General features: G+C 63.9%; 16 protein-coding genes. 7 read left to right on the plus strand and 9 right to left on the minus strand.

All coding sequences use genetic code 11. From position 1 onward, the window contains the following. Positions 1 to 4: 4 nt before the first annotated feature. From QQL76_RS11870 to fhuB, 3 genes are read left to right on the plus strand one after another with little or no spacing between them, the layout of a single operon-like run. A complete protein-coding gene (locus tag QQL76_RS11870; RefSeq protein ID WP_499207809.1) occupies positions 5 to 829 on the plus strand; it encodes an ABC transporter ATP-binding protein in 825 nt (274 codons plus the stop codon). Continuing rightward, a complete protein-coding gene (locus tag QQL76_RS11875; RefSeq protein ID WP_499207810.1) occupies positions 826 to 1,713 on the plus strand; it encodes an iron-siderophore ABC transporter substrate-binding protein in 888 nt (295 codons plus the stop codon). The genes QQL76_RS11870 and QQL76_RS11875 overlap by 4 nt, the downstream gene beginning before the upstream one ends. Continuing rightward, entirely contained in the window at positions 1,703 to 3,691 is a 1,989-nt protein-coding gene (gene fhuB / locus QQL76_RS11880) for an iron ABC transporter permease (protein ID WP_499207811.1), read from the plus strand. The genes QQL76_RS11875 and fhuB overlap by 11 nt, the downstream gene beginning before the upstream one ends. Positions 3,692 to 3,721: 30 nt before the next feature. On the opposite strand, the gene QQL76_RS11885 is transcribed toward fhuB, so the two are convergent. Further along, positions 3,722 to 4,903, minus strand: coding sequence for a GGDEF domain-containing protein (locus tag QQL76_RS11885; protein WP_499207812.1), 1,182 nt, complete (start codon positions 4,901 to 4,903; stop codon positions 3,722 to 3,724). A gap of 226 nt (positions 4,904 to 5,129) precedes the next feature. Between QQL76_RS11885 and QQL76_RS11890 the strand changes: the two genes are divergently transcribed. Beyond that, the gene (locus tag QQL76_RS11890; protein WP_499207813.1) at positions 5,130 to 5,807 is read left to right on the plus strand and encodes an HAD family hydrolase; all 678 of its coding nucleotides are present in this window, start codon (positions 5,130 to 5,132) and stop codon (positions 5,805 to 5,807) included. A gap of 36 nt (positions 5,808 to 5,843) precedes the next feature. Here the strand turns inward: QQL76_RS11890 and QQL76_RS11895 are convergent, their stop codons facing one another. The 7 genes from QQL76_RS11895 to QQL76_RS11925 all read right to left on the minus strand — a co-directional run bounded on the left by QQL76_RS11895 (position 5,844) and on the right by QQL76_RS11925 (position 16,566). Beyond that, positions 5,844 to 6,236 carry a DUF983 domain-containing protein gene (locus QQL76_RS11895; protein ID WP_499207814.1) on the minus strand — a complete coding sequence of 131 codons (393 nt, stop codon included), beginning with the start codon at positions 6,234 to 6,236 and terminating at the stop codon, positions 5,844 to 5,846. Between the two features lie 229 nt (positions 6,237 to 6,465). After that, positions 6,466 to 8,697, minus strand: coding sequence for a tetratricopeptide repeat protein (locus QQL76_RS11900; RefSeq protein WP_499207815.1), 2,232 nt, complete (start codon positions 8,695 to 8,697; stop codon positions 6,466 to 6,468). Next, positions 8,694 to 9,683, minus strand: coding sequence for a family 8 glycosyl hydrolase (locus tag QQL76_RS11905; protein ID WP_499208361.1), 990 nt, complete (start codon positions 9,681 to 9,683; stop codon positions 8,694 to 8,696). Before QQL76_RS11905 ends, QQL76_RS11900 begins: the two co-directional genes overlap by 4 nt. A 50-nt stretch (positions 9,684 to 9,733) precedes the next feature. Further along, positions 9,734 to 12,184 (minus strand): cellulose biosynthesis cyclic di-GMP-binding regulatory protein BcsB, encoded by a 2,451-nt coding sequence (locus tag QQL76_RS11910; protein WP_499207816.1) that lies wholly within the window; start codon positions 12,182 to 12,184, stop codon positions 9,734 to 9,736. After that, positions 12,181 to 14,370: a glycosyltransferase family protein gene (gene bcsA, locus QQL76_RS11915; protein WP_499207817.1), complete on the minus strand. Its 2,190-nt coding sequence runs from the start codon at positions 14,368 to 14,370 to the stop codon at positions 12,181 to 12,183. Before bcsA ends, QQL76_RS11910 begins: the two co-directional genes overlap by 4 nt. Positions 14,371 to 14,551: 181 nt before the next feature. Further along, positions 14,552 to 15,502, minus strand: a complete 951-nt coding sequence (gene bcsN, locus QQL76_RS11920) for a cellulose biosynthesis protein BcsN (RefSeq protein WP_499207818.1) — start codon at positions 15,500 to 15,502, stop codon at positions 14,552 to 14,554. Positions 15,503 to 15,663: 161 nt separating this feature from the next. Beyond that, on the minus strand, positions 15,664 to 16,566 hold the full coding sequence (locus tag QQL76_RS11925) for a LysR family transcriptional regulator (RefSeq protein ID WP_499207819.1): 903 nt from the start codon (positions 16,564 to 16,566) through the stop codon (positions 15,664 to 15,666). Positions 16,567 to 16,668: 102 nt separating this feature from the next. Between QQL76_RS11925 and QQL76_RS11930 the strand changes: the two genes are divergently transcribed. The 3 genes from QQL76_RS11930 (at position 16,669) to QQL76_RS11940 (ending at position 18,277) form a co-directional block, all read left to right on the plus strand. Then, positions 16,669 to 16,998, plus strand: coding sequence for a nuclear transport factor 2-like protein (locus QQL76_RS11930; protein WP_499207820.1), 330 nt, complete (start codon positions 16,669 to 16,671; stop codon positions 16,996 to 16,998). Beyond that, entirely contained in the window at positions 16,995 to 17,777 is a 783-nt protein-coding gene (locus QQL76_RS11935; protein WP_499207821.1) for an SDR family oxidoreductase, read from the plus strand. The genes QQL76_RS11930 and QQL76_RS11935 overlap by 4 nt, the downstream gene beginning before the upstream one ends. Positions 17,778 to 17,959: 182 nt before the next feature. Continuing rightward, the gene (locus QQL76_RS11940; RefSeq protein WP_499207822.1) at positions 17,960 to 18,277 is read left to right on the plus strand and encodes a hypothetical protein; all 318 of its coding nucleotides are present in this window, start codon (positions 17,960 to 17,962) and stop codon (positions 18,275 to 18,277) included. 254 nt (positions 18,278 to 18,531) lie between these two features. On the opposite strand, the gene QQL76_RS11945 is transcribed toward QQL76_RS11940, so the two are convergent. Further along, entirely contained in the window at positions 18,532 to 19,392 is an 861-nt protein-coding gene (locus QQL76_RS11945; RefSeq protein WP_499207823.1) for a Rossmann-fold NAD(P)-binding domain-containing protein, read from the minus strand. Between the last annotated feature and the right edge of the window lie 148 nt (positions 19,393 to 19,540).

Here is a 19,540-nt window from a genome sequence, read left to right on the forward strand (position 1 = left end):
CACGATGACGGCCCTTTCCGCCTCGCCGTTGACAGGGGAGCCCGTAGCGCTCGACGCTGCGAGCTTCACGCTGGACAATGTCGGCCTGACGATCGGCCCCGCGCGGATACTGTCCGGCATAACGAAGCGGTTCGAAGCCAACCGCATCTATGGCCTGATTGGCCCGAACGGCGCGGGCAAGACTTCCCTTGTGCGCATTCTGGCCCGCCATCATGAGCCGAGCGAGGGCAGGGTTCACTATGAAGGGCGCCCGCTCGGCGATTGGGCGGCGCGCGCCTTCGCCTGCAGCGTCGCCCACATGCCGCAGCAGCTGCCTTCCAGCCAGCAATTGTGCGTAAAGGATCTGGTCGCGCTCGGGCGTTACCCGTGGCACGGACCCTTCCGCCGCAAATCCACGGCAGATCAAGCCGCCATCGAGGAGGCGATGCGCGTAGCCGACGTGGCGGATTTCGCCGACCGGCTGGTCGATACATTGTCAGGTGGCGAGCGCCAGCGTGTCTGGGTGGCAATGATGGTGGCGCAGGCCGGCCGGTTCCTGCTGCTGGACGAGCCGACAGCCGCGCTCGATATCGCCCATCAGGCGCACCTGCTTGAGCTTCTGCGCGGCGTTGCTCGCGCGCGCCGGTTGGGCATCGTCATGGCCTTCCACGACATCAACATCGCCGCCACCTTCTGCGACGAAGTGCTTGCCATGAAGAACGGCAAGCTCATCGCCAGCGGCACGCCGACCGAAATCATCACGCCGGAAATTCTGAGCGCTGTCTACGACATCGATATGGCGACGATGCCGCATCCGACAACCGGGCGCCCCATCGGGTTCATCCGATGAGACGAGCGGCTTGGCTGCTGGCGCTTCTGTTCGCCTCGCCCATCGTGCCGGCCGCTGCCCAGACGGCTGCGCCACGTGTGATCGCGGTCGACTGGGGCCTTGCCGAAACCCTCGCTGCCATCGGCGCGCCGCCAAGCGGCCTGCCGGAGATGGCCGGCTACGATGCATGGGTGAAGACCCCACCCATGCCGTCGGAGACTGCCGAGCTCGGCCTGCGCGTCACGCCGAGCCTGGAGTTCCTGGCAGCCGCAAAGCCGGATGTCATTGCAGTCACCAGCCAGTTCGCAGCGATCGATCCTATCCTCAGCCGCATTGCGCCGACCCGTTCGCTCGACATCTACACGAGTGAGTTGACGCCGTTCGACCATGCAGTGGTGGCCGCCCGTACGCTTGGCGAGATGACAGGCCGGGAGACGGCCGCAGAAGAATTGATCGCCGACACCGATCGCCGGATTGCAGCGCTTGAGGAGCGCATTGCCGGTCGGGCGACGAAGTCCGTGCTGATGGTGAGCTTCATGGACGACCGCCACGTGCGCGTCTTCACCAAGGGCAGCCTGTTCGACGATGTGATGGCGCGTGCCGGCCTTTCCAACGCATGGACGGAGGCTGGCAATTTCTGGGGCTTCGCAATGGCCTCCATCGAGAACCTGGCCCGTTTGGACGACACCGCGATGCTGATCGTCGAGCCGATCCCGGAATCGGTGCGGCTGAAGCTCGAAGACCCTGAAAGGCGCAGCTTGCTCGGCCAGCTCCCCGCCTTCGCTCCCGGCAATTATCGCCTGATCCCGCCCGTCTGGCAGTTCGGCGCATTGCCATCGGCAGGCCGCTTCGCCGATCTGCTTCTTAACGAAGCCGACTTCCTGGAGCGCACCGATGCGCTCTGATCCCTCTATCTCGCGGACCGGCTTCGTTCTGCTCGGCGCAGGCATAGTGCTGGTCGCAGCCCTTGTCCTGCTCAATCTCGAACGGCTGCTGCCCACGACTGGCCTATCTGGTCTTTTTGGTGGAGAGGCGCTGCCGCTGACCGACGGCCTGATCCTCAATTACGCCTACTGGCCGCGTCTGCTGACGGCACTCCTGGCCGGTGCGGCACTGGGACTGGCCGGGGTCATCTTTCAGCAGGTCCTGCAAAATCCCTTGGCAGCTTCGGAGACATTGGGTGTCAGCGCTGGCGCGCATCTGGCGCTGACGCTTGGGCTTCTGCTCGCGCCGGCGCTGCAATCGGTGCATCCGGAACTCTTCGCGGTCGCCGGTGCATTCTCGGCCTGGGGCCTGATCGCGCTGATCGCAAGGCGCCACCGCGGCGATCCGCTGACGCTTATTCTCACCGGCTTCGTTGTCAGCTTCGCGCTCGGCGCGGTCTCGAGCCTCCTGATGCTGCTCAATCAGGAATATCTCACCTCGCTCTTCATCTGGGGGGCCGGGTCGCTGGCGCAGGATGATTGGAGCTCGGTCGGCTTTCTTGTGCCAAGGCTCGCCGCCTGCATCCTGATCGTTGCGCTTCTGTCGCGCGCCTTGCTGCTGCTGGGCTTCGGCGACGATGCCGCGCGTGGTCTTGGCGTTTCATTGAAATTCGCCCGCCCGCTACTGCTCGGTGTGGCGGTGTTTCTCTCGGCAAGCGTCGTGGCAAGCGTTGGCGTGATTGCTTTCATCAGCCTCGCAGCCCCACATCTGGCGCGCCTTGCCGGTGCCGAACGCCTGTCGTCGCGGCTGATCGGCGCGCCGATTGCCGGCGCTCTGCTCGTGCTCGTAATCGATCAGGTCATCCAGCTTGCAACGCCCGGACAATCGGCCCTGCTGCCGACCGGCGCCGTGACGGCGTTGATCGGTGCCCCGATCATGATCTGGCTCCTGAGCAGGCTGCCGGCCATAGCGCTTGAGGGCAGCGGCCGCGTCGCCTTCGTGACCTCCGCCTTATCAGCGCGCCCCGTGAAAGCCCTGATGGTGGCGGCGCTGGTTCTCGTAGCGGTGCTCGGCGCTGCCTTACTGGTTGGCCGCGGTCCGGAAGGGCTCACCTTCGGCTTCAATGTCGGGGCAGGGGCCATGGAGTGGCGCCTGCCGCGCGTCATCGCTGCGGCGGCTGCCGGTCTCGGCATCGGCGTCGCCGGAACGCTGGTGCAGCGATTGTTCGCCAACCAGATGGCGAGCCCCGAAATCTTGGGCGTCGGCGGCGGCGTTGCCGTCGGCCTCATCGTGTCGCTGCTCCTGTCGTCGACCGCCGGCGTCGGCCTGCAACTGCTTGGAGCGATCGGTGGAGCGTTGACCGTCATGGCGCTTCTGATGGTGCTGGGAGGCCGACGCGGCTTCCAGGCCGAACGCCTGCTGTTGATCGGCATCGCGGTGACCGCTCTGCTCGACGGCGTCGTGCTCCTCTTCCTGGCGCTCGGCGATCCGCGTTCGTCGCAGGTGCTGGCCTGGATGGGTGGTTCGACCTATCGCGCGACGATGGAGCTGGCTCTCGCCGTTGCCTTCATCTCGATCGCGAGCCTCGCCGCTGTGCTGCCCTTCGCGCGCTGGCTCGACATCCTGCCGCTCGGCGACGAGGCGGCGCGCGGTCTCGGTCTGCCCATCCGCGCCGTTCGCTTCACCATCCTGATCGTTTCGGCCATCGTGACGGGTGCCGCTGCGCTCGTCATCGGACCGATGAGCTTTGTCGGCCTGCTTGCACCCCATGTCGCGAACCTCGCTGGCCTGCGCCGCGGACGCCATCAGGTAATCGCGGCAGCGCTCATCGGCTCGGCGCTTGTGGCATTTTCGGATTGGGTCGGCCGCATCATCTTCGCGCCCACCGAACTGCCAGCGGGCATTCTCGCGGTTTTCATCGGCGCCTCGACCGTCGCGATCTTCCTGTTCCGGCGATAGGCTCTCAACGCGTGGCGACGCCGCCTGCGCTCAGGCGGCTGCCGACACCGAAACTGCGCTGCCGCTGGCCGCAGGTGCCGGGGTGTCGTCGGCCACAACACGGTTTCGCCCCGTGCTCTTGGCGACATACATGCGCGCATCGGCCCGGCTGATGGCAGCGTGGATGCTGCGATCGACCGCGCGGATGCTCGCGGTTCCGAAGCTTGCGGTGATCGGCTCCTTGATGCCGATCATCGAGAAGTCGGTTTCGCCGAAAGCTTCCCGGATGGTTTCGGCGACGCTTGCGGCTTCGAGATTGGAATGCGTCGGCAGGAAGATCACGAATTCCTCGCCGCCGAACCGTGCCGCGTGCGCTGTTGAGGGCAGGGCATGCTTCAAGAGCGCGGCGAAACCGGCGATCACGCCGTCGCCGGCAGCGTGACTGTAGAGATCGTTGATCCGCTTGAAGCGATCGATGTCGCACAGAATGACGGCGCCTTCGCTCATTCTGTCGATATGAGCGAGCGTCATGTTTTCGAAGCCGCGCCGGTTGAGCAAGCCGGTGAGATAGTCGGTCTCCGCCGCGTCGCGATAGCGGTCCAGAACGTCAAGCGCGACCGCGCCAAGCCCGACCAGCGCGAAACTGAGCCCGATCAGTGTTCCGCTCACTTGCGCCGCATAGGCATAGAAAGACGTTGCGTAGGTCGCAAAGCTTGAATCGGCTGGAGCGATCGCGGCAAAGACCAGGGCGCGGCCGACGAAGTCGAGGGTCGTCATGACGGCGAGAACGACCAGAACCCTGTCCACCATCTGCCGGGGCCAACCGCCAAGGCGTGCGATCGGGAGAAGCAACAGAAGCCCGCATGTGAGATCGACGGCAAGAAGCTCGGATCGCAGACTTTCGGCTGCGAAGATTGCGTAGACGACGAGACCGAACCCGACCAGGGAAAGCAGAATCCGACGGCCGACCTGAAGCCGCTGCGCGAAGTGCGCCGACAGCCCGAGCGAAAGCGCGAGATAAGAGAGGATAAACACCGCGTCGACGAGCAGCGTGCGCATCGCGTCGCCGAGCGGCTGGAACGCAACTTCACCGGCAAACGCGATCGCATGCCCGAAGAAGCCGAGCGCCCACCAGATCGCGACGCGCGATCCATAGAACCACACGAGCAGATAGGCGCACGCAAAGATCAGCATCACCAGCGGCGGCAGGAATGTGAAATTGTCCGTATCCAACCGCTCGCCCCGTCAGCTGCGCCGATGCCCCGGCGCGAATGATAGAGCCTGTTCCCCAATGCGATCTTAACGCGGCGAAGCCATGCGGGCGCGCTTGCCGTTGCGATCGAAAAGGTGGAGGATGGACGCCTCATCCGAACGTCGGTCGCATGCCAACGGGTTCTGCCGGAGCTCCGCCTGCCTTGGCTGCGCCGAACAAGCTGCACTCGAATTATCGGCCCGCTCTATGAACTTCCATGCGCATGTCCTCAGCAGAACCTTCGATGCACTGCTCTTCGACATGGACGGCACGATCCTGACGTCGATCAAAGCTTCGGAACGTGTCTGGGGTGCTTGGGGGCTGCGGCACGGTATCGATCTCGATACGTTTTTGCCGACGATCCACGGGGTGCGTGCCATCGACACTATCCGCAGGCTGAAACTGCCGGGCATCGACGCCGAGGTGGAAGCAGCCAGGATCTTGCGCGCCGAAATCGACGATACGGAAGGCGTAGAGCCGATCGCTGGCGCGGCTCGATTCCTGGCGTCCCTGCCGGCTGATCGCTGGGCTGTCGTGACGTCAGCGCCCCGCGCACTGGCCGAGTGCAGGATCTCGGCAGCGGGGCTTCCGATGCCGCCGCAGATGATCACCGCCGAAGATGTCGCAAAGGGCAAGCCCGCTCCCGATTGCTTTCTGATGGCAGCGCAGCGCCTCGGCGCAGATCCAATTCGCTGTCTGGCGTTCGAGGATGCTCCAGCAGGCATCACCGCCGCGGAGACGGCCGGTTGCGCGGTCGTCGTTATCACGGCAACGCACGCTCATCCTCTCTCGACGCACCACGTCCAGGTCTCGAACTACAGCGATTTCCGGGTGGCGCCGGGAAGCGCAGCCGGCATTTCCTTCGAAGGCCGATCGGCCGGCTGATCGTGCCAGATCAATGGTGTCGAAGGTGGTGCCCGGCTAGTCGTTCCGCCGAACCAGCTTGCCCTCTTCGGCCTTGTGGTGGAACTGGCTCGCGACGAGCCATCCCTTGAGCGGCCTAAGCGGCGGAATGCAGGTCGCCAGGATCAGCGGCAGCGAAACAACGAGGTGGAACCAGAAGGGCGGCTGAAAAGACACTTCGGCCCAAACGGCAAAAAGGACTGAGGGCACACAACCGAAGATGATGACGAAAAAGGCAGGACCATCGGCAGGGTCCGCAAAGGAATAATCAAGTCCGCACACCTCGCACCGCGGCGCGAGCTTCAGGAAACCATTGAAAAGATGACCCTCGCCACAGCGCGGGCAACGGCCTTTGATGCCGACGCGCCACGGTTCGAGTGGTGGATACTGGTGGTCATCCTGATGGTTCATGATATCGCCTTTCGGCCGTTCGTCTTTTGAGAAGGATGAAGTCATCCGCATCGCTGTCACCGGCGCGATGCCAGAAGCCGTCTTGTGGGGCGAACTAGCGCCAAGCGGTGGTGTTCCGACAGATCATGCTCTCAATGCCTGAAGGTCGAATTCCTGTTTCGCGGGGAACGACGGACGCCGCGGTAAGAGTTTCCCTGCCTTAGTTGCTGCGCCGTGGCATCCAAAGAACCTAGCGCTGGCGACCCGTCTGTTCGCGAACTGCGGCCAGGCCTCGAAGCCCATCCCGGTTTCCAGTGCCTGCGACGGCCTGGAACACGCGCTCCGCATCGCCGTAGCGCCGGAGGTTCAGATAGGCGTAGCCGCGCAGAACCATCAGGTCGTTGCGCTCCGGCGCGATCTGCGCGCGCTGGTCGAGCGCCATCAACGCCTCGACATAGCGGCGCTGCTCGAAGGCGCCGGAAGCACGCTCCGAGAGAATATTGGCTTGGAGCTCGCCGGCGCGCTCGGCCGTCATCGGCGCACTCGCCGCCGCAACGGCCGCCTCGTCGACGAGACCCGCGCGCAAATAGGCAAGGCTTTGGCCATAGGCGGCATCCCTGGCCGTGTCGCCTTGCCCCCGCAGCGCGACTTCGAAAGCCTTCGCGGCTTCGAGCGGGCGGTTGATGTCCATCAGGCACCAGCCGCGCGCAAGCGCTGAAGCGGGCGAGAGAGATTCGGGATTGAGCGTTTGTGTGCAGCCGCCGGCCGCGCGGGCTGGAGCCTGCTGCTGGATTGCTTGCGGACGGGGAGCGGCAGCCATGACGGATGCAGCCTGCGGCGGCGCCTGTTGCACCGGCTGTTCGGCCGTATAGGCAAGCGGCGTTGTCATGGGTTCGGTGTTGGCAAGGGGAGCGGCCTGTGCGGGCGCAGGAGAGGGAGCTGAAGCCGGTGAAGGCGAGCCGGCAGGCGCGAGAGAGGGCGGTGCAGGGGCGGCTTCGGCCTGCGGCGTGCCGACAAGCACGATCCGCTCCGATCGCCCGGCCCACAGCCGCTTCAGTTCCGCGAGCCCGGCCGTATCTGCCAACTGAAACCGAGTGAGAGCAAGCCCGTAGGCAGAAGCCTCATCCTCGGGGTCGAACTGCAGGGCGCTTGCAAACCATTGGCCGGCCGTCTCGTGCTGGCCATAGGCGCGCGCATACCAGCCAAGCTGCTGAGCCGCCGGCGCGTTGCGTGCTTCGGCCACTTCGCCGACGATGCGGGTCAGAACATCGCCGCTGAGCACGACACGGGGTTCGATGGCGAGCAGATTGGCAGCGGCGGCGAGATAAACGCCGCGCCGCTCGACGTTCTCGTCGCGGTAGGGATATACGATGTCCTCCGCATCGGCGAAGCGGTCGAGGGCAATTAGCGCCAGGGCCAGGCCCTCGGCCGCATCTCCTTCCGCCTCGCGCTCGAGGGCCATGCGGAACAATTCCTCAGCCGTTTGCGCATCGTCATTGCCGAGATAGTACCAGCCGAGCAGCCGCGCATCGCTCGCGCCGTCGCCTTGGCGTGCCAGCCGCTCGACGCGGGCAAGCGTTTCCGCGTCGATCACGAGCGAATCGTCATCGCCCGCCGCAGCCAGAGCATCGCGTGCAATGTTGTCGCGCACCGGCGCGAATTCGCCCGCACCGGCGTTGTCGAAACGCTCGAGCGCCAGCAATTCGTCCCGCATCTCGGCGCTCAGCAACTGCGCGGCGTTCTGCATCGTGGCAAGCCGTTCCGCCGTGTTGTCGCAATTGGTCAATACGTAGCGATAGGCGTCGCGGGCCCGCCCCTGACGCTCTGTCATCGCAAAAGACTCCGCCACCCGCCACAGCACGTCGACTTCGCTGCAGGTCAGAAGTCCCGGATTGGAAGAGCCGATGCGGATGACCGTCTCATATTGATCGAGATTGGACGCGTTGACGAGACGCTCGCGCGCTTCGGCCAGCGTCAAGCGGTCTAGAAGGTCAACGGGCGGTTCCCAGTTGGGATCGTTCATCTGGCGCGTGGCGATCGCCTCGCGTGCCTCGGCAAACCGCCCCTGCGAATAAAGCATCCAGATCGCTTCGAGCAGTGAGTCGACACTCTCCGGCACCGCGAGAGGGTCGGCCGGCGGGGTCCATTGCGGATAAAGAGCCCGCAGGCGCGCGATTTCGATCTCCAGCCGTCGGGTATCTCCCTGGCTCGCGAAATAGCGAAGCGCCGTCTCGTCGATGACGGGCATCGGCTGATCCGCCGCAGGTGCCGATGCCGGTGCCTGAGCCGGCGCTTGTGCGACAACCGGAGGCTCCTGTGCCGGAGCAGGCTGCTCTTGCGCCGCAAACGGTTGCGCCGGGGAGACCGCACCAGTCGGCTCGCCCGGACGCGCGCCTTCTAGAATTTGCCAGTTCTGTGCCAGCGCCGATGAGGCCAGTGCCAGGCTGACCGTGAAGGCGAGAGCTGCCGTGCGCGCCTTCATTCGAGGCATCCCGAATGGTTCTCGCGCAGATGCGAGAGTGCCAGAAGATGAAGCGTGGAAGGATAGTAGACGGTTGGCGCGAAGGTTTGCAGATCGGATGGGATCGCAACATCGTCGACGACGCAGGAGATCATCGCGGGAATGATCCGATAGCCGGCATCGCTCAGCGTTTCCGTTACGTCGCCCGTCGTCAGGTCGATCAAGTTCAATTCCCCGTCGTCACCCACCATGCCGTCGCGCAATCCGTTGAGATAAGCCGCGTCGCCCATCCCGCCTCGCATCAGGTAGAGCGGGATTCGCACGGCATTATAGCTGAATTCCGCTGGAAATCCGTCGGCTGGTCGAGGCTCGCCCGCAAGTGACAACCAGTCCGGCGGCATCTGGCGATCGGAGAAGCGCGCACGTGCCGCAAGAGCGACGCCGCTTTGCGCAATGGCATCCCAATCAGTGTTTGGCGCCAGTTCGGCAAGCACCGGAAACGCCTCGAACACCCAATAGGAGAGATTGACGATCGGCCCGTCCTCGCGCTCCTCGGCTGAAAAACCGGTGGCCCCGGCCGAAAGTAGAAGTTGCCCCTCGTGCTCGAAGGTCAAATGTATGCCGATCGCCTCCGCCATGCGCGTCGCGGCTTCGGTGAAGCGCGGATCCTCCCAACCTGCGCCGGCCCTCGCGAGGGCATAGGCGATCAGAATGTCGCCATCGGTGGCATTGTTGATGTCGGTGACGTTCGGCGTCGCGTCGGCCTGCCATTTCCAGGCCGCCAATCCGTCGTCGCGCAGCAAAAGCTCGTTGCGCGTGAATGTCCAGATACGCTCGAAATCGGCCCGAGCTCCTGCAATCTGTGCGAGGAGCAGACCGTAACCCTGTCCCTCACTGTGGCTGATGCCGTCATTGGCATCGTCGAGCACGCGGCCTTCCTGTGTGACGAAGCGGCTGCTGTAGAGCGACCATTCCGCTTCGCTGATGGGGGGAAGGCTCTGGCTCATCGCTGGCCCGATGGTAAGTGCGAGAAATGCGGCGGCAACGGCATGGCGCTTCAACGGCGTCTCCCAAGCCGCGAAAGCAGGCCCGACGTCGCAGCCCCGACCACGACGCACACAAAAACCAGTGCAAGCGCATAGGACAGGATGTTCGACGAAAGCCAGTTCGCAGCGATAAGGCGGTAATTGGAGAAGGATGGCGGCTGCGACTCGATCAGTGAAATCGTGCCGGATTCAAGCACCCGCCCCGGCAGACCGTCAGCGGAGAAGGCGGTCAGATGGCCGGCCAGCTGGCTCCAGTTTGCATTGCGCACGAGTTCGCGTGCACCCTGTTGCATGCCCGCTTCATCCGGTGCCGTCACGACCGTCCAGGTGCCGGTCCCCGATGGATTGATGCTTTGCGCAACGACCATCGTATCCCCTTCGGCAGGCACGAAGGGGGCGTCCTGCTCAGGCGCGAAGCGCAGCATGTCGCTGGTGATGTTGAAGGTTTCCGAAGCCCAGTTGCGCACGGCATCCGTAGTGCGGGCGATCCAGCCTGCCTGCATCTGACCACGCCAAGCCTCCATCGTCACCGGAACGCTTTCGCCCGCAACGGGACTGCCGATCTGGCCGGTAGAGCGCGCCGGCGCCCAATTCGTGGCAGCTTGCGTATCGATCCCGACCTGCGTCAGAACATTACCGGCTATGCTTGCCGGCGTGCCGAAGAAGATCGCGTTCCGGTCGCGCGCGATTTCGGCCGACATGACCAGTTGTGTCGGAACGATGCGCCCGCTCGCGACCGACATCCGCGCCAGGAAATTCGCAGCTGCCGAAAGGCTCGCCGTCGATCCCCGGCCGATCATCAACGGCACTGGATCCTGCGAAAGGTTGTACGGGTAGCCGGTGCCGGCAACGGCGGCGAGATTGGGGATCTGGCCGATGCGCGCGAAATCCGGAAGAACGAACTGCGACGTGTCGAAGATCGCAAAACGCGGCGTGGTGTCGGTGGTGGCGCCCGGCGCACAGACTTCGTCGGCACGGGTGATCAGGTCGACCTCGAACAGCACCGTGTTCACGCCAGGCTTGAAGTGCTCCATCGTGACCTTGATGGGAAACTGACGCAGGACCGCGCCGCGCCGCGCCGTCATGGGCACGGATGTCGCGATATTGCCGTTGACATAGACGTTGATGAGCCCGCCCGGCAGAACGGCAGCCGTGTATGCGGCGTCGAGCAGTATCCGCGCTTGTCCGTAGGAGCCGGCATAGAAGTCCGAGGGCACGGCAAATTGGAAGGCGCGGGCGTAGCGCCGTCCCGAGAACTGTTCCGAACCGATGCCGAGTTCCGCGAAGCTGAGGGAGCGCCCTTCGTAGATCATCGGCGCATTCGGAGTCCAATTCGTCTCGGTTGTCAGAAATTCTCGCGGTGCGCCGGCCGGCCGATCCACCTGCTGCGCAATCTGCGTGATGGCTGTCAGCCATTCCTGCTGGGTCTGGCCGGTCACGATCAATTTGGGCGAAGTGCCGCCTTCGCCATCGACAAGCATGAGCGTCGGGCCGTTGATCTGCGCGGGCTCGATCCCGGCGAGATCCGCGATGTCCTCCGCTGTTCCTGCAAACACGCGCAGGTCCGGGCCGTCGATCAGCCCGTCCTCGTTCGGCGCTATGGAAAACTGCGGATCCGGAAAGCTGGACGAGAGTGCGATCGCCTGGGTCAGTCGCAGCAATTCGGCGCCGATGTCGCTGCGAGCCAAAACAGGTGCGATGATCGCGATATCCGCGCTGCCGTTCATGTCGCCGCTGAGCGCACGCAGATCCTCCACGCTTGTGAGGCCGATTGCGTCGGATGTCGGAAAGGCGAGGAACGTGCGTGCTCCGTCGAGCTCGGTCCAGAGCTCGTAGGTCGATTCGATGCTGCAATCCGTCCGGTGCCGCTGAACCGCCTGAACGGAGATCTCGTTGCGTCCCGGCTGCAGCACGCCGTCCGCCAGATCGACGGTGAGTTCGCCCGGGTTGCCCGGCGCCTGGATGCTTTCGTGAAGAACGGACACGCCATTGATGGAAACTGACAGGCGCGACGCCTCAGGCGCAACGACCACGGCGTTGCGGTAGCCGACGTTCAGCCGCACGGGTGACGCTGCCTGTTCCTCCGTCAGATAGATCGCCCAGTTGCGCCGACTGCCCTCACCATTCAGCCTCAGCAACGGCTCCGGCAGAAGATAGCGAAGCGTGTCAGCTTCGGCAGATGTTGCGGGCTCGGACGCCTCTGGGTCAGGCGAGGCCGACGGCGCCGGGTCCGCATCCGGACGACCGTCTGGATCAGTGAGTGAAGGCGGCTCGACGGCTTCGGGCGTCGCCGGCTCTGGTGTCTCGCTATCTGATGTCGGTTCTTCCGGCGATGCCGGTGCTTCGGGGGCCAAATCTTCCTCGATAACGGGTCGTTCGGGCGACATGTCGAACGGCGTGCCTTGCGCATGGGCATCGGCGGCGAGGAGCAGTGCTGCAAGGGCGATCGCAGTGCGCGTCATGCGCGTGCCCTCTTCGCTTGCGCAGGGGCGCCCACGGCGGAATCCCCGGTCCGGAACAGATAGGTGATGCCGCGGACGGTCTGATAGAGCGCAAGGCGCAAAAACCATGCTGTTCCGAGCAGTACACCGGGATTGCGCCGGCGCGAGGCCTGGAAATGGGTCCACTGACTTGCGTTGGCGAAGATCAGATCGGCGACCATGCGGTGATGCACGGTCTTCATGCGCACAAAGGAACAGCCAATGGCCACCGCGTCGCCTTCACGGTCCTTGTTGCGGATCGTGACCGGCAGGATTTCCGGCTCCGTGCTCCAATGCGGCGTGAAGCGGATGCTGGCTTGGCCGGTGTCGACGGCTGCAAGCGCGCTGTGGCCACTGACGCGAAGGCGGGCGCCATTGACGGAGACGTCTTCGATCGTGGCAGGCACCCAGATGTCGCCCACGCCGAATTCGCACCGCCGGTTGATCTGAACGCGCCGGGTCGCCGCCCGCTCGCGCCGTTCGGCAACCACACCGAGCGCCGCTCCTGCCATGACGAGGTTGAGAAGGTTCCAGGCACCCACGACCAGCGTGACATCCGCCTTGTAGGGTTCCGCATAGATGCGCCACACCGTCACGAAGACGCCGATCAGCAGCACGCCGAAGATGACGAAGAATGGCCGCGACAGCTCCGACAGGCGGCTCGTCGTGATCGTTTCATCCTTCGCGGTCACCTTGAACGTCGGCTTGCGCGGATTGAGCGCGACCGAAATCACCGCCGGCAGAAGGTGGACCGTCTGGATGTATTCGTAGAGCTCGGAGATCCAGGGCCAACGGAACGACCCGTAGAGGTAGTTCTGCATCATCAGGTTCACGGCCATGTAGCTGAGCGTGTAGGCGAGAAACTCGCCTCCCGAAGCCGTGAAGATCTGAAGATCGAGAAAGAGGTAGAACAGCGGCGCGAAGAGGAAGATCGTGCGCGGGAACGGAAACAGCCAGAACAGCGTCGACGACATGTAGCAAAGGCGCTGCGGAAAGGAGAGCCCGCGCTTGAGCAGAGGAAACCGGAACCGCAGGATCTGCATCATGCCCTGCGCCCAGCGCGAGCGCTGCCCGATGAAGCTCGAGAAGGTCGCAGGCTGCAGGCCGGCAATCAGCGGCTTGTCCACATAGACGCTGTTCCAGCCGCGCGAGTGCAGCTCGATGGCCGTCTCACAGTCTTCGGTGATGGAAATGCCGCTGAAGCCGTTGCTTTCCTGAAGCGCTTCGCGCCGCAGCACCGCCGCCGATCCGCAGAAGAACGCCGCGTTCCATTTGTCGAGCCCGCGCTGGATGACGCCGTAGAACATTTCGTTCTCGGACGGCATCTTCTCGAACGTCTTCAGATTGCGCTCGAGCGGATCGGGATTTAGGAAGAAGTGGGGCGTCTGGACGAGGAACAGTCGCTTGTCCTCGTTGAAATAACCCACCGTCTCGCGCAGGAACGACCTTGCGGGCGCGTGGTCGGCGTCGAAAACCGCGACGAGATCGCCCGTCGAATGGTCGAGCCCGTTGTTGAGGTTGCCGGCCTTGGCGTGCTCGTTGCGGGCTCGGGTAAGGTAGCGGGCGCCGAGCTCTGCACAAAGCTTCTGCAGATTGGCGCGCCGCGCTTCCGCAATCTGGCCTTCGATGACGTTGTCGGAATTGCGCTTCTGGTCCGTGCCGCCGTCGTCGAGCAGCCATACGGTCAGCCGATCGGCCGGATAGTCGAGCGCCATTGCAGCCGCGATCGTGTCCGCCAGAAGCACCGGGTCTTCGTTGTAGGACGGGATGAAAACATCGACGCCCGGCAGGTCGTCCTCATCAACCGGCTGAGATGGGCGCGAGGGCAGGGGCCGCGCAACGATGAAGAGACTGAGGAACAGCATGAACACGCTGTACATTTCGGCCAGATAGAGCAGCAGGCCGGGAATGAAGCTTTCCAGCTGGTTGACGGGTGGCAGCGTGCTGGTCGTGCGCCAGTAGACATAGCGCAGCACGATGGCGGTGCCGAACGCCAGCGCCACCAGCCGCCACGTGCCTTCCGATTTGAAAAGCTTCAGGAGTATCATGATCAGCAGCACGATCGTGCCGGCAATCAAGTGCGTCTGCAGGTTGATCGGTAATGAGACGATGAAGACGATGCAGGCGGCCGCGATGAACCAGACGAAGGCGAACAGGGGCTTGGCCATCAGAAGGGTCCCGGCACGATAGTGATCATCTCAAGTCGCTCCAATCCTCAAATTGGCTGACAAGTCTCGGCGGACATACGCCACGCCGTTTGTGCGGGTTTCCCGAAAACCGTCGACATGCTTAATCAATCCTCAAGCGACAGGGCAATCCAGTGGTGCATGAATTAGAGAGCAACATTACCTAGGGTTGTACTTGACGCGGCGACGCCTCGTGGGAAGGCGCCGGGGCGACTGTCGGAGGTGCTGGAACGACGGGGACAGCCGTCGCAGCACTCGGCGGCGGTGGCACGATCGGGCCACGCACGACGGGCGTAGTGACTGGAACCTGTGCAGGCGCGGGCGCCGGGGCGGGTGCTGAAGCGCGGCGGCTGACGGGGCGTCGAACGGGCTCGGGCTCCGGCTCGAGAACCGTTTCGAGACGCTGCGGAACTGCTGGAAACACCGGCTTGCCTGTCACGCCCAATCGTGGGTCGGGCGGCGGCGGTGGGCCAAACGGGTTCCAGCCCGCTGCCGGGAAACCGCCGGTCACGGTATAGCCGTACATCACGGAAAGCAGGGCTTCTTCGCTTGCTCCCGTTTGACACAGGCGCAGCCGTGTCTGCATCGTTCCCCGCGGCGAGAAGGGTGCGGCTCTAGTCGGCCCGGTCGCCCGCTGCCAGGCGTAAAGGCATAGATCGCGCCCGCTGCGCCCCACCGCATAGCCGAACGGCCCGAAGCTGTTTTGCGCATAAAGCGGCGAGCGCTGCATCGCAACGCCAGGAAATGCGGCACGCATCTCGCGCTGGATCGTCGTTTCTGTGATAGGCAGATTGGACAGCGATGTCTGTCCTGCCTCCGTGCCCATCGGCCCGAAAAGCTGGACGCGCAGCAGGTTCTGACCGGGAACGTTGGAGGCCGCCGACAGCGCAACATCCTGTTGGATCGCGTTGGAATAGCGTCGTTCCACGACATCGACGACCGAAGGGCCTCCGGGCGGCGGCAAGACCAGCGCTTTGACGGCACCGATGCGCTCATTGGTGGATGCACGCTGCAGATCCGTCGGCGTACCGCACCCGGCGAGAATAAAGCCAAGTAAGGCAATAGAAGTTGCGCTGACGAGGCGCGCCTTCCCATTTGCTTTTTCGTGCCGCATGTCGATCGTTTCAGGGTCGAATCAATTGAGCCTACAGTGGTCGACAGAATTCCCGAACGCAATTGCCGGATTGCTTCAGAAACGCATCCGAGGCGGCACTGATGCATTCTGGCACAGCTGTTGAATCGCATTGCGTAACGGGTTTTTATTTAGGCAATTGATTAGCTTTTGCCCACCGACCCGATCGCGCGGGCCATGTCGATGAAGGCGCGAAACGCAGCAGATGGGTTGCGGCGGCCCGGATAGTAGAGGCAGAGCGGTGCGCGCTGCGGTGTCCAATCCTGAAGCAGGCGCACCAGGCGCCCGGCGGCGATGTCATCGCGCACATCGGCTTCCATGAAAAAGCCGATGCCGGTTCCCTCCAGCACAGCAATGCGGGCGAGGCTCGCCTCATCGAGCGTGATGGGTCCTTGAACATCGATCTGCACTGCATCTCCCTCCTTCTCGAAGTGCCAGCGATAGAGCGCGCCGTTGGGCAAACGGATGCGGATGCAGGAATGGGTGAAGAGATCCGACGGGACCATCGGTGATCCCCGCGCCTCGAGATAGGCGGGCGCTGCAACGACGGCAAAGCTTTGAGGCTTCCCCACCGGAAGGGCAATCATGTCGGTCGGAACGAGGTCGGCGCTGCGCAGACCGAGATCGAACCCTTCGGCGACGATGTCGACGATCCGCCCCTCCGTCACGAGGTCGATGTGAACCTGCGGGTAGCGTCGCACGAAGGCAAGGACGAGCGGGGCGAGAATTTCCCGCGCAGCCGTCGGGAACGCATTGATGCGTAAGGTGCCGGACGGAATGTCCTGTTGCGAGCGCGCGACCGCCATGGCCTGCTGGATTTCCCGCAGCGCCGGACCGACCTGCTCGACGAATTGGCGGCCGGCGTCCGTGAGCGAAACGCTGCGCGTGGTCCGGTTGAAGAGGCGTACGCCCAACCGCTTTTCGAGCTTGCCGATGAGGTTGCTCAGCGCAGTCGTCGACAGGCCGAGATTGAGCGCCGCTGCGCGAAACGAGCCCTTGTTGGCGATCGCGATGACCGCATCAAGTTCCATGAGACCTTCGCGCATTGTCCCGCTTTTCCAAACTCCTCGTCCGCCTTTGTCCCAATTATCGCGAGGGTCGTCCAGCCTTACCTTGCTGTCAGCCGATGCCATCAAAGGAGAACAGTCATGGGTCCGCATCTGCCCAAGATCATCGCCGAATATTTCGAGACAGACAGAACCGGAAGCGCGGAAGAAGTGTCCGCGCTCTTCACGGAAGACGCCGTCGTACGCGACGAGAAAAGGACGCATGTCGGGCGCGATGCGATCCGAGAGTGGAAGGCGAACGCGTCGAGCGAATACAACTACACGACAGAGCCTTTTGCGATCGCGGACAGTGCTGGCCGGAAGGTCGTCACGAGCCGCCTCGTCGGTGACTTCCCGGGAAGCCCCGTCGATTTGCGCTATTTCTTCATCCTCGATGGCCACCAGATCGCGGATCTGGAGATCGTTCCATGACGCCGTTTATCGATCTTGCGGGAAAACGCGCGCTGGTGACTTCCGGCACGAAGGGGGCAGGGGCTGCGACAGTCGCGCTCTTCCGTTCGCTCGGTGCCCGCGTCATGACGAGCGCACGCACCAAGCCTCAGCCTTTCGATGACGACATTGCTTTCGTCGCAGCGGACCTGACGACCGTTGAAGGTTGCGCGACGCTCGCTGCCGCTGTGCTTGACGAGATGGGCGGTGTCGACGTCGTCGTCCACATGCTGGGCGGATCATCGGCACCGGCTGGCGGGTTCGCGGCACTCGACGACGGTGAGTGGAAGAAGGAACTCGATCTCAATCTGATGCCGGCCGTGCGGCTCGATCGCGCGTTGTTGCCCGGGATGCTCGATCGCAAAAGTGGCGTCGTCATCCACGTCACTTCGATCCAGGCGACACTGCCATTGCCGGAAGCAACCACCGGCTATGCCGCCGCGAAGGCCGCGCTCTCGACCTATAGCAAGAGCCTATCGAAAGAGGTTGCACCGCGCGGCGTGCGGGTCGTCCGGGTATCACCCGGCTGGATCGAGACGGAGGCTTCCGTGAGCCTTGCCGAGCGGCTTGGCGCCGAGCACGGCGGCGGCGTGGAAGAAGGCAAGCGGCTGATCATGGCCTCGCTCGGCGGCATCCCGATCGGCCGACCATCCACTCCGGACGAGATCGCCAACCTGATAGCCTTCCTCGCATCCGACCGGGTAGCGAGCATCAACGGTGCCGAATTCATCATCGATGGCGGTACTGTGCCGACGGCATGACGGCCGAGACTGTCGGCGCATTCGGCCCGGTTGAGCGCGGGCCGAATGCCTCTCGCCTCGTGGGGACGACACAAGCTCCACGGCCGAAGTCTGTCGACAGCAGGCATACAGCCCTTTGGTACTGCCCCGGAACATCGCCCATCCAGACCTGTTCCGTCTCCTCACGGAGAAGGAGATGTCCGATGTCCAAGATCATGAAAGTCGCAGCAATGATTGCCGCACTCGCCGTTTCCAGTGGAGCGGCCTACGCTCAATGCGCCGACACTGAAGCAAATGCCACCGGGTCGATCTCCAAGGACGGATCGATCGCGCCCTTGGAAGGTGCTGCGGATTCGAACGCCAATGCGGAAACGGGAAGCGTCGCCAAGGATGGATCGACGATGCCGCTGGAAGCCAACGAAGACCAGGCAATGTCCTCCGATGACGTAGCGGCGCAGCAGCAGGGCGAGGAAACGTCTGCAGCAGCTGCCGACGAAGACTGCCCGGACGACGCTGGCTGAGGAAGTTCCGATCGGCGGTGCTGCTGCCCCACCCACCACGTTCGCGATACTGTCCAGCGGCAACCACATGCTGCAACGCGCCGCGTCCGAAAACCCGAACGCCGACGCGTTGACGGGATTAGGCCCGTCAACGCCGCCGCATGGATCGGCGTGAGGGTCCTGATGGGCCTTCCTGCCGTGATCGGCAGAGCGCTGAACGGCGGCAAACTCGTCCTCTGGCGCTGACGGGGCGAGAGGACGAGCCAGACGTCGTTTCAGTTCAGACCGCCATTTGCGTAGATGGTCTCGCCATTGACCCATCCGCCACTGTTCGAGCAGATCATCGCGATCACTTCGGCAATGTCTTCCGGTTGGCCGAGCCGGCGCAGCGGCGTCGCTTCGGGAATGCCTCGAAGCGCGTCCTCACCGTGCTGGCGCAGCAGCTGGGTGTCCACGGCGCCAGGCGCGACCGCATTGACGGTGATGTTACTCCCGGCAAGCTCTTTGGCCAGAACGCGCGCATAAATCTGCAGGTCCGCCTTGGTGCCGGCATAGGCGGCGGCAGCAGGCGGGGTCTGCCGCACGATTCCCGATGAGAGGGTGATGATGCGGCCGCCTTTCCTCACGGTGCGCGCTGCCTCGCGAAATGTGTTGAATCCGCCCTTCACGTTCGTGGCGATCATGCGATCAAAGGCAGCGTCGCTCATTTCCGCAAAGGGGCTGACATTCATTATGCCGGCATTGCCGACAACGACATCAACGCCACCGAACGCCTCCTCATTGGCCGCGAACAGCGCGCGCACAGCCTCTGGATCGGCCACATCCGCCTGTAGCCAGATTGCGCGCCCGCCTTCAGCTTCGATTTCGGCGACGACTTGAGCAGCCAGATCGATGTGCGTGAGGCAGTTGACGGTGACGGCATAGCCGTCTCGCGCCAGACGCTTGGCGGTGGCCGCGCCGATGCCGCGGGACGATCCGGTTACGATGGCAGCGCGGCCGCTTCCGGGAAGGGCGCTCTCTTGTGTCGCCGTCTGCGCAGATGCCGTTCCGCCAAGAGCAAGGGCTGCCGGGGCTGCCGCGGTGAGCGCGAGAAAGGTGCGGCGGGAATTGTCGGGAGTGTCGGACTTATCGGTCATGCTGGAGGCTTCTTTGAATTGGTTCCCGCGAGAGGTCGATCCGCACCCGCCAGTCTTGGTCATGCGGGTGCATGAGCCGACGCCCGACGCGGGCATCTCTCGGAGAAGGTTGAAATTTACGAGCGAAGCAGAAGTCGGGTGCCGGTTC

This window comes from Rhizobium albus (assembly GCA_030160035.1).
GTDB classification, from domain to species: Bacteria; Pseudomonadota; Alphaproteobacteria; order Rhizobiales; family Rhizobiaceae; genus Georhizobium; species Georhizobium albus.

Bases quoted from the DNA above. Each gene is read 5' to 3' on its own strand.
- QQL76_RS11870 (WP_499207809.1), top strand. From the start codon at position 5: ATGACGGCCCTTTCCGCCTCGCCGTTGACAGGGGAGCCCGTAGCGCTC.
- QQL76_RS11875 (WP_499207810.1), top strand. From the start codon at position 826: ATGAGACGAGCGGCTTGGCTGCTGGCGCTTCTGTTCGCCTCGCCCATC.
- fhuB (WP_499207811.1), top strand. From the start codon at position 1,703: ATGCGCTCTGATCCCTCTATCTCGCGGACCGGCTTCGTTCTGCTCGGC.
- QQL76_RS11890 (WP_499207813.1), top strand. From the start codon at position 5,130: ATGAACTTCCATGCGCATGTCCTCAGCAGAACCTTCGATGCACTGCTC.
- QQL76_RS11895 (WP_499207814.1), bottom strand. From the start codon at position 6,236: ATGAACCATCAGGATGACCACCAGTATCCACCACTCGAACCGTGGCGC.
- QQL76_RS11900 (WP_499207815.1), bottom strand. From the start codon at position 8,697: ATGAAGGCGCGCACGGCAGCTCTCGCCTTCACGGTCAGCCTGGCACTG.
- QQL76_RS11905 (WP_499208361.1), bottom strand. From the start codon at position 9,683: ATGAGCCAGAGCCTTCCCCCCATCAGCGAAGCGGAATGGTCGCTCTAC.
- QQL76_RS11910 (WP_499207816.1), bottom strand. From the start codon at position 12,184: ATGACGCGCACTGCGATCGCCCTTGCAGCACTGCTCCTCGCCGCCGAT.
- bcsA (WP_499207817.1), bottom strand. From the start codon at position 14,370: ATGGCCAAGCCCCTGTTCGCCTTCGTCTGGTTCATCGCGGCCGCCTGC.
- bcsN (WP_499207818.1), bottom strand. From the start codon at position 15,502: ATGCGGCACGAAAAAGCAAATGGGAAGGCGCGCCTCGTCAGCGCAACT.
- QQL76_RS11925 (WP_499207819.1), bottom strand. From the start codon at position 16,566: ATGCGCGAAGGTCTCATGGAACTTGATGCGGTCATCGCGATCGCCAAC.
- QQL76_RS11930 (WP_499207820.1), top strand. From the start codon at position 16,669: ATGGGTCCGCATCTGCCCAAGATCATCGCCGAATATTTCGAGACAGAC.
- QQL76_RS11935 (WP_499207821.1), top strand. From the start codon at position 16,995: ATGACGCCGTTTATCGATCTTGCGGGAAAACGCGCGCTGGTGACTTCC.
- QQL76_RS11940 (WP_499207822.1), top strand. From the start codon at position 17,960: ATGTCCAAGATCATGAAAGTCGCAGCAATGATTGCCGCACTCGCCGTT.
- QQL76_RS11945 (WP_499207823.1), bottom strand. From the start codon at position 19,392: ATGACCGATAAGTCCGACACTCCCGACAATTCCCGCCGCACCTTTCTC.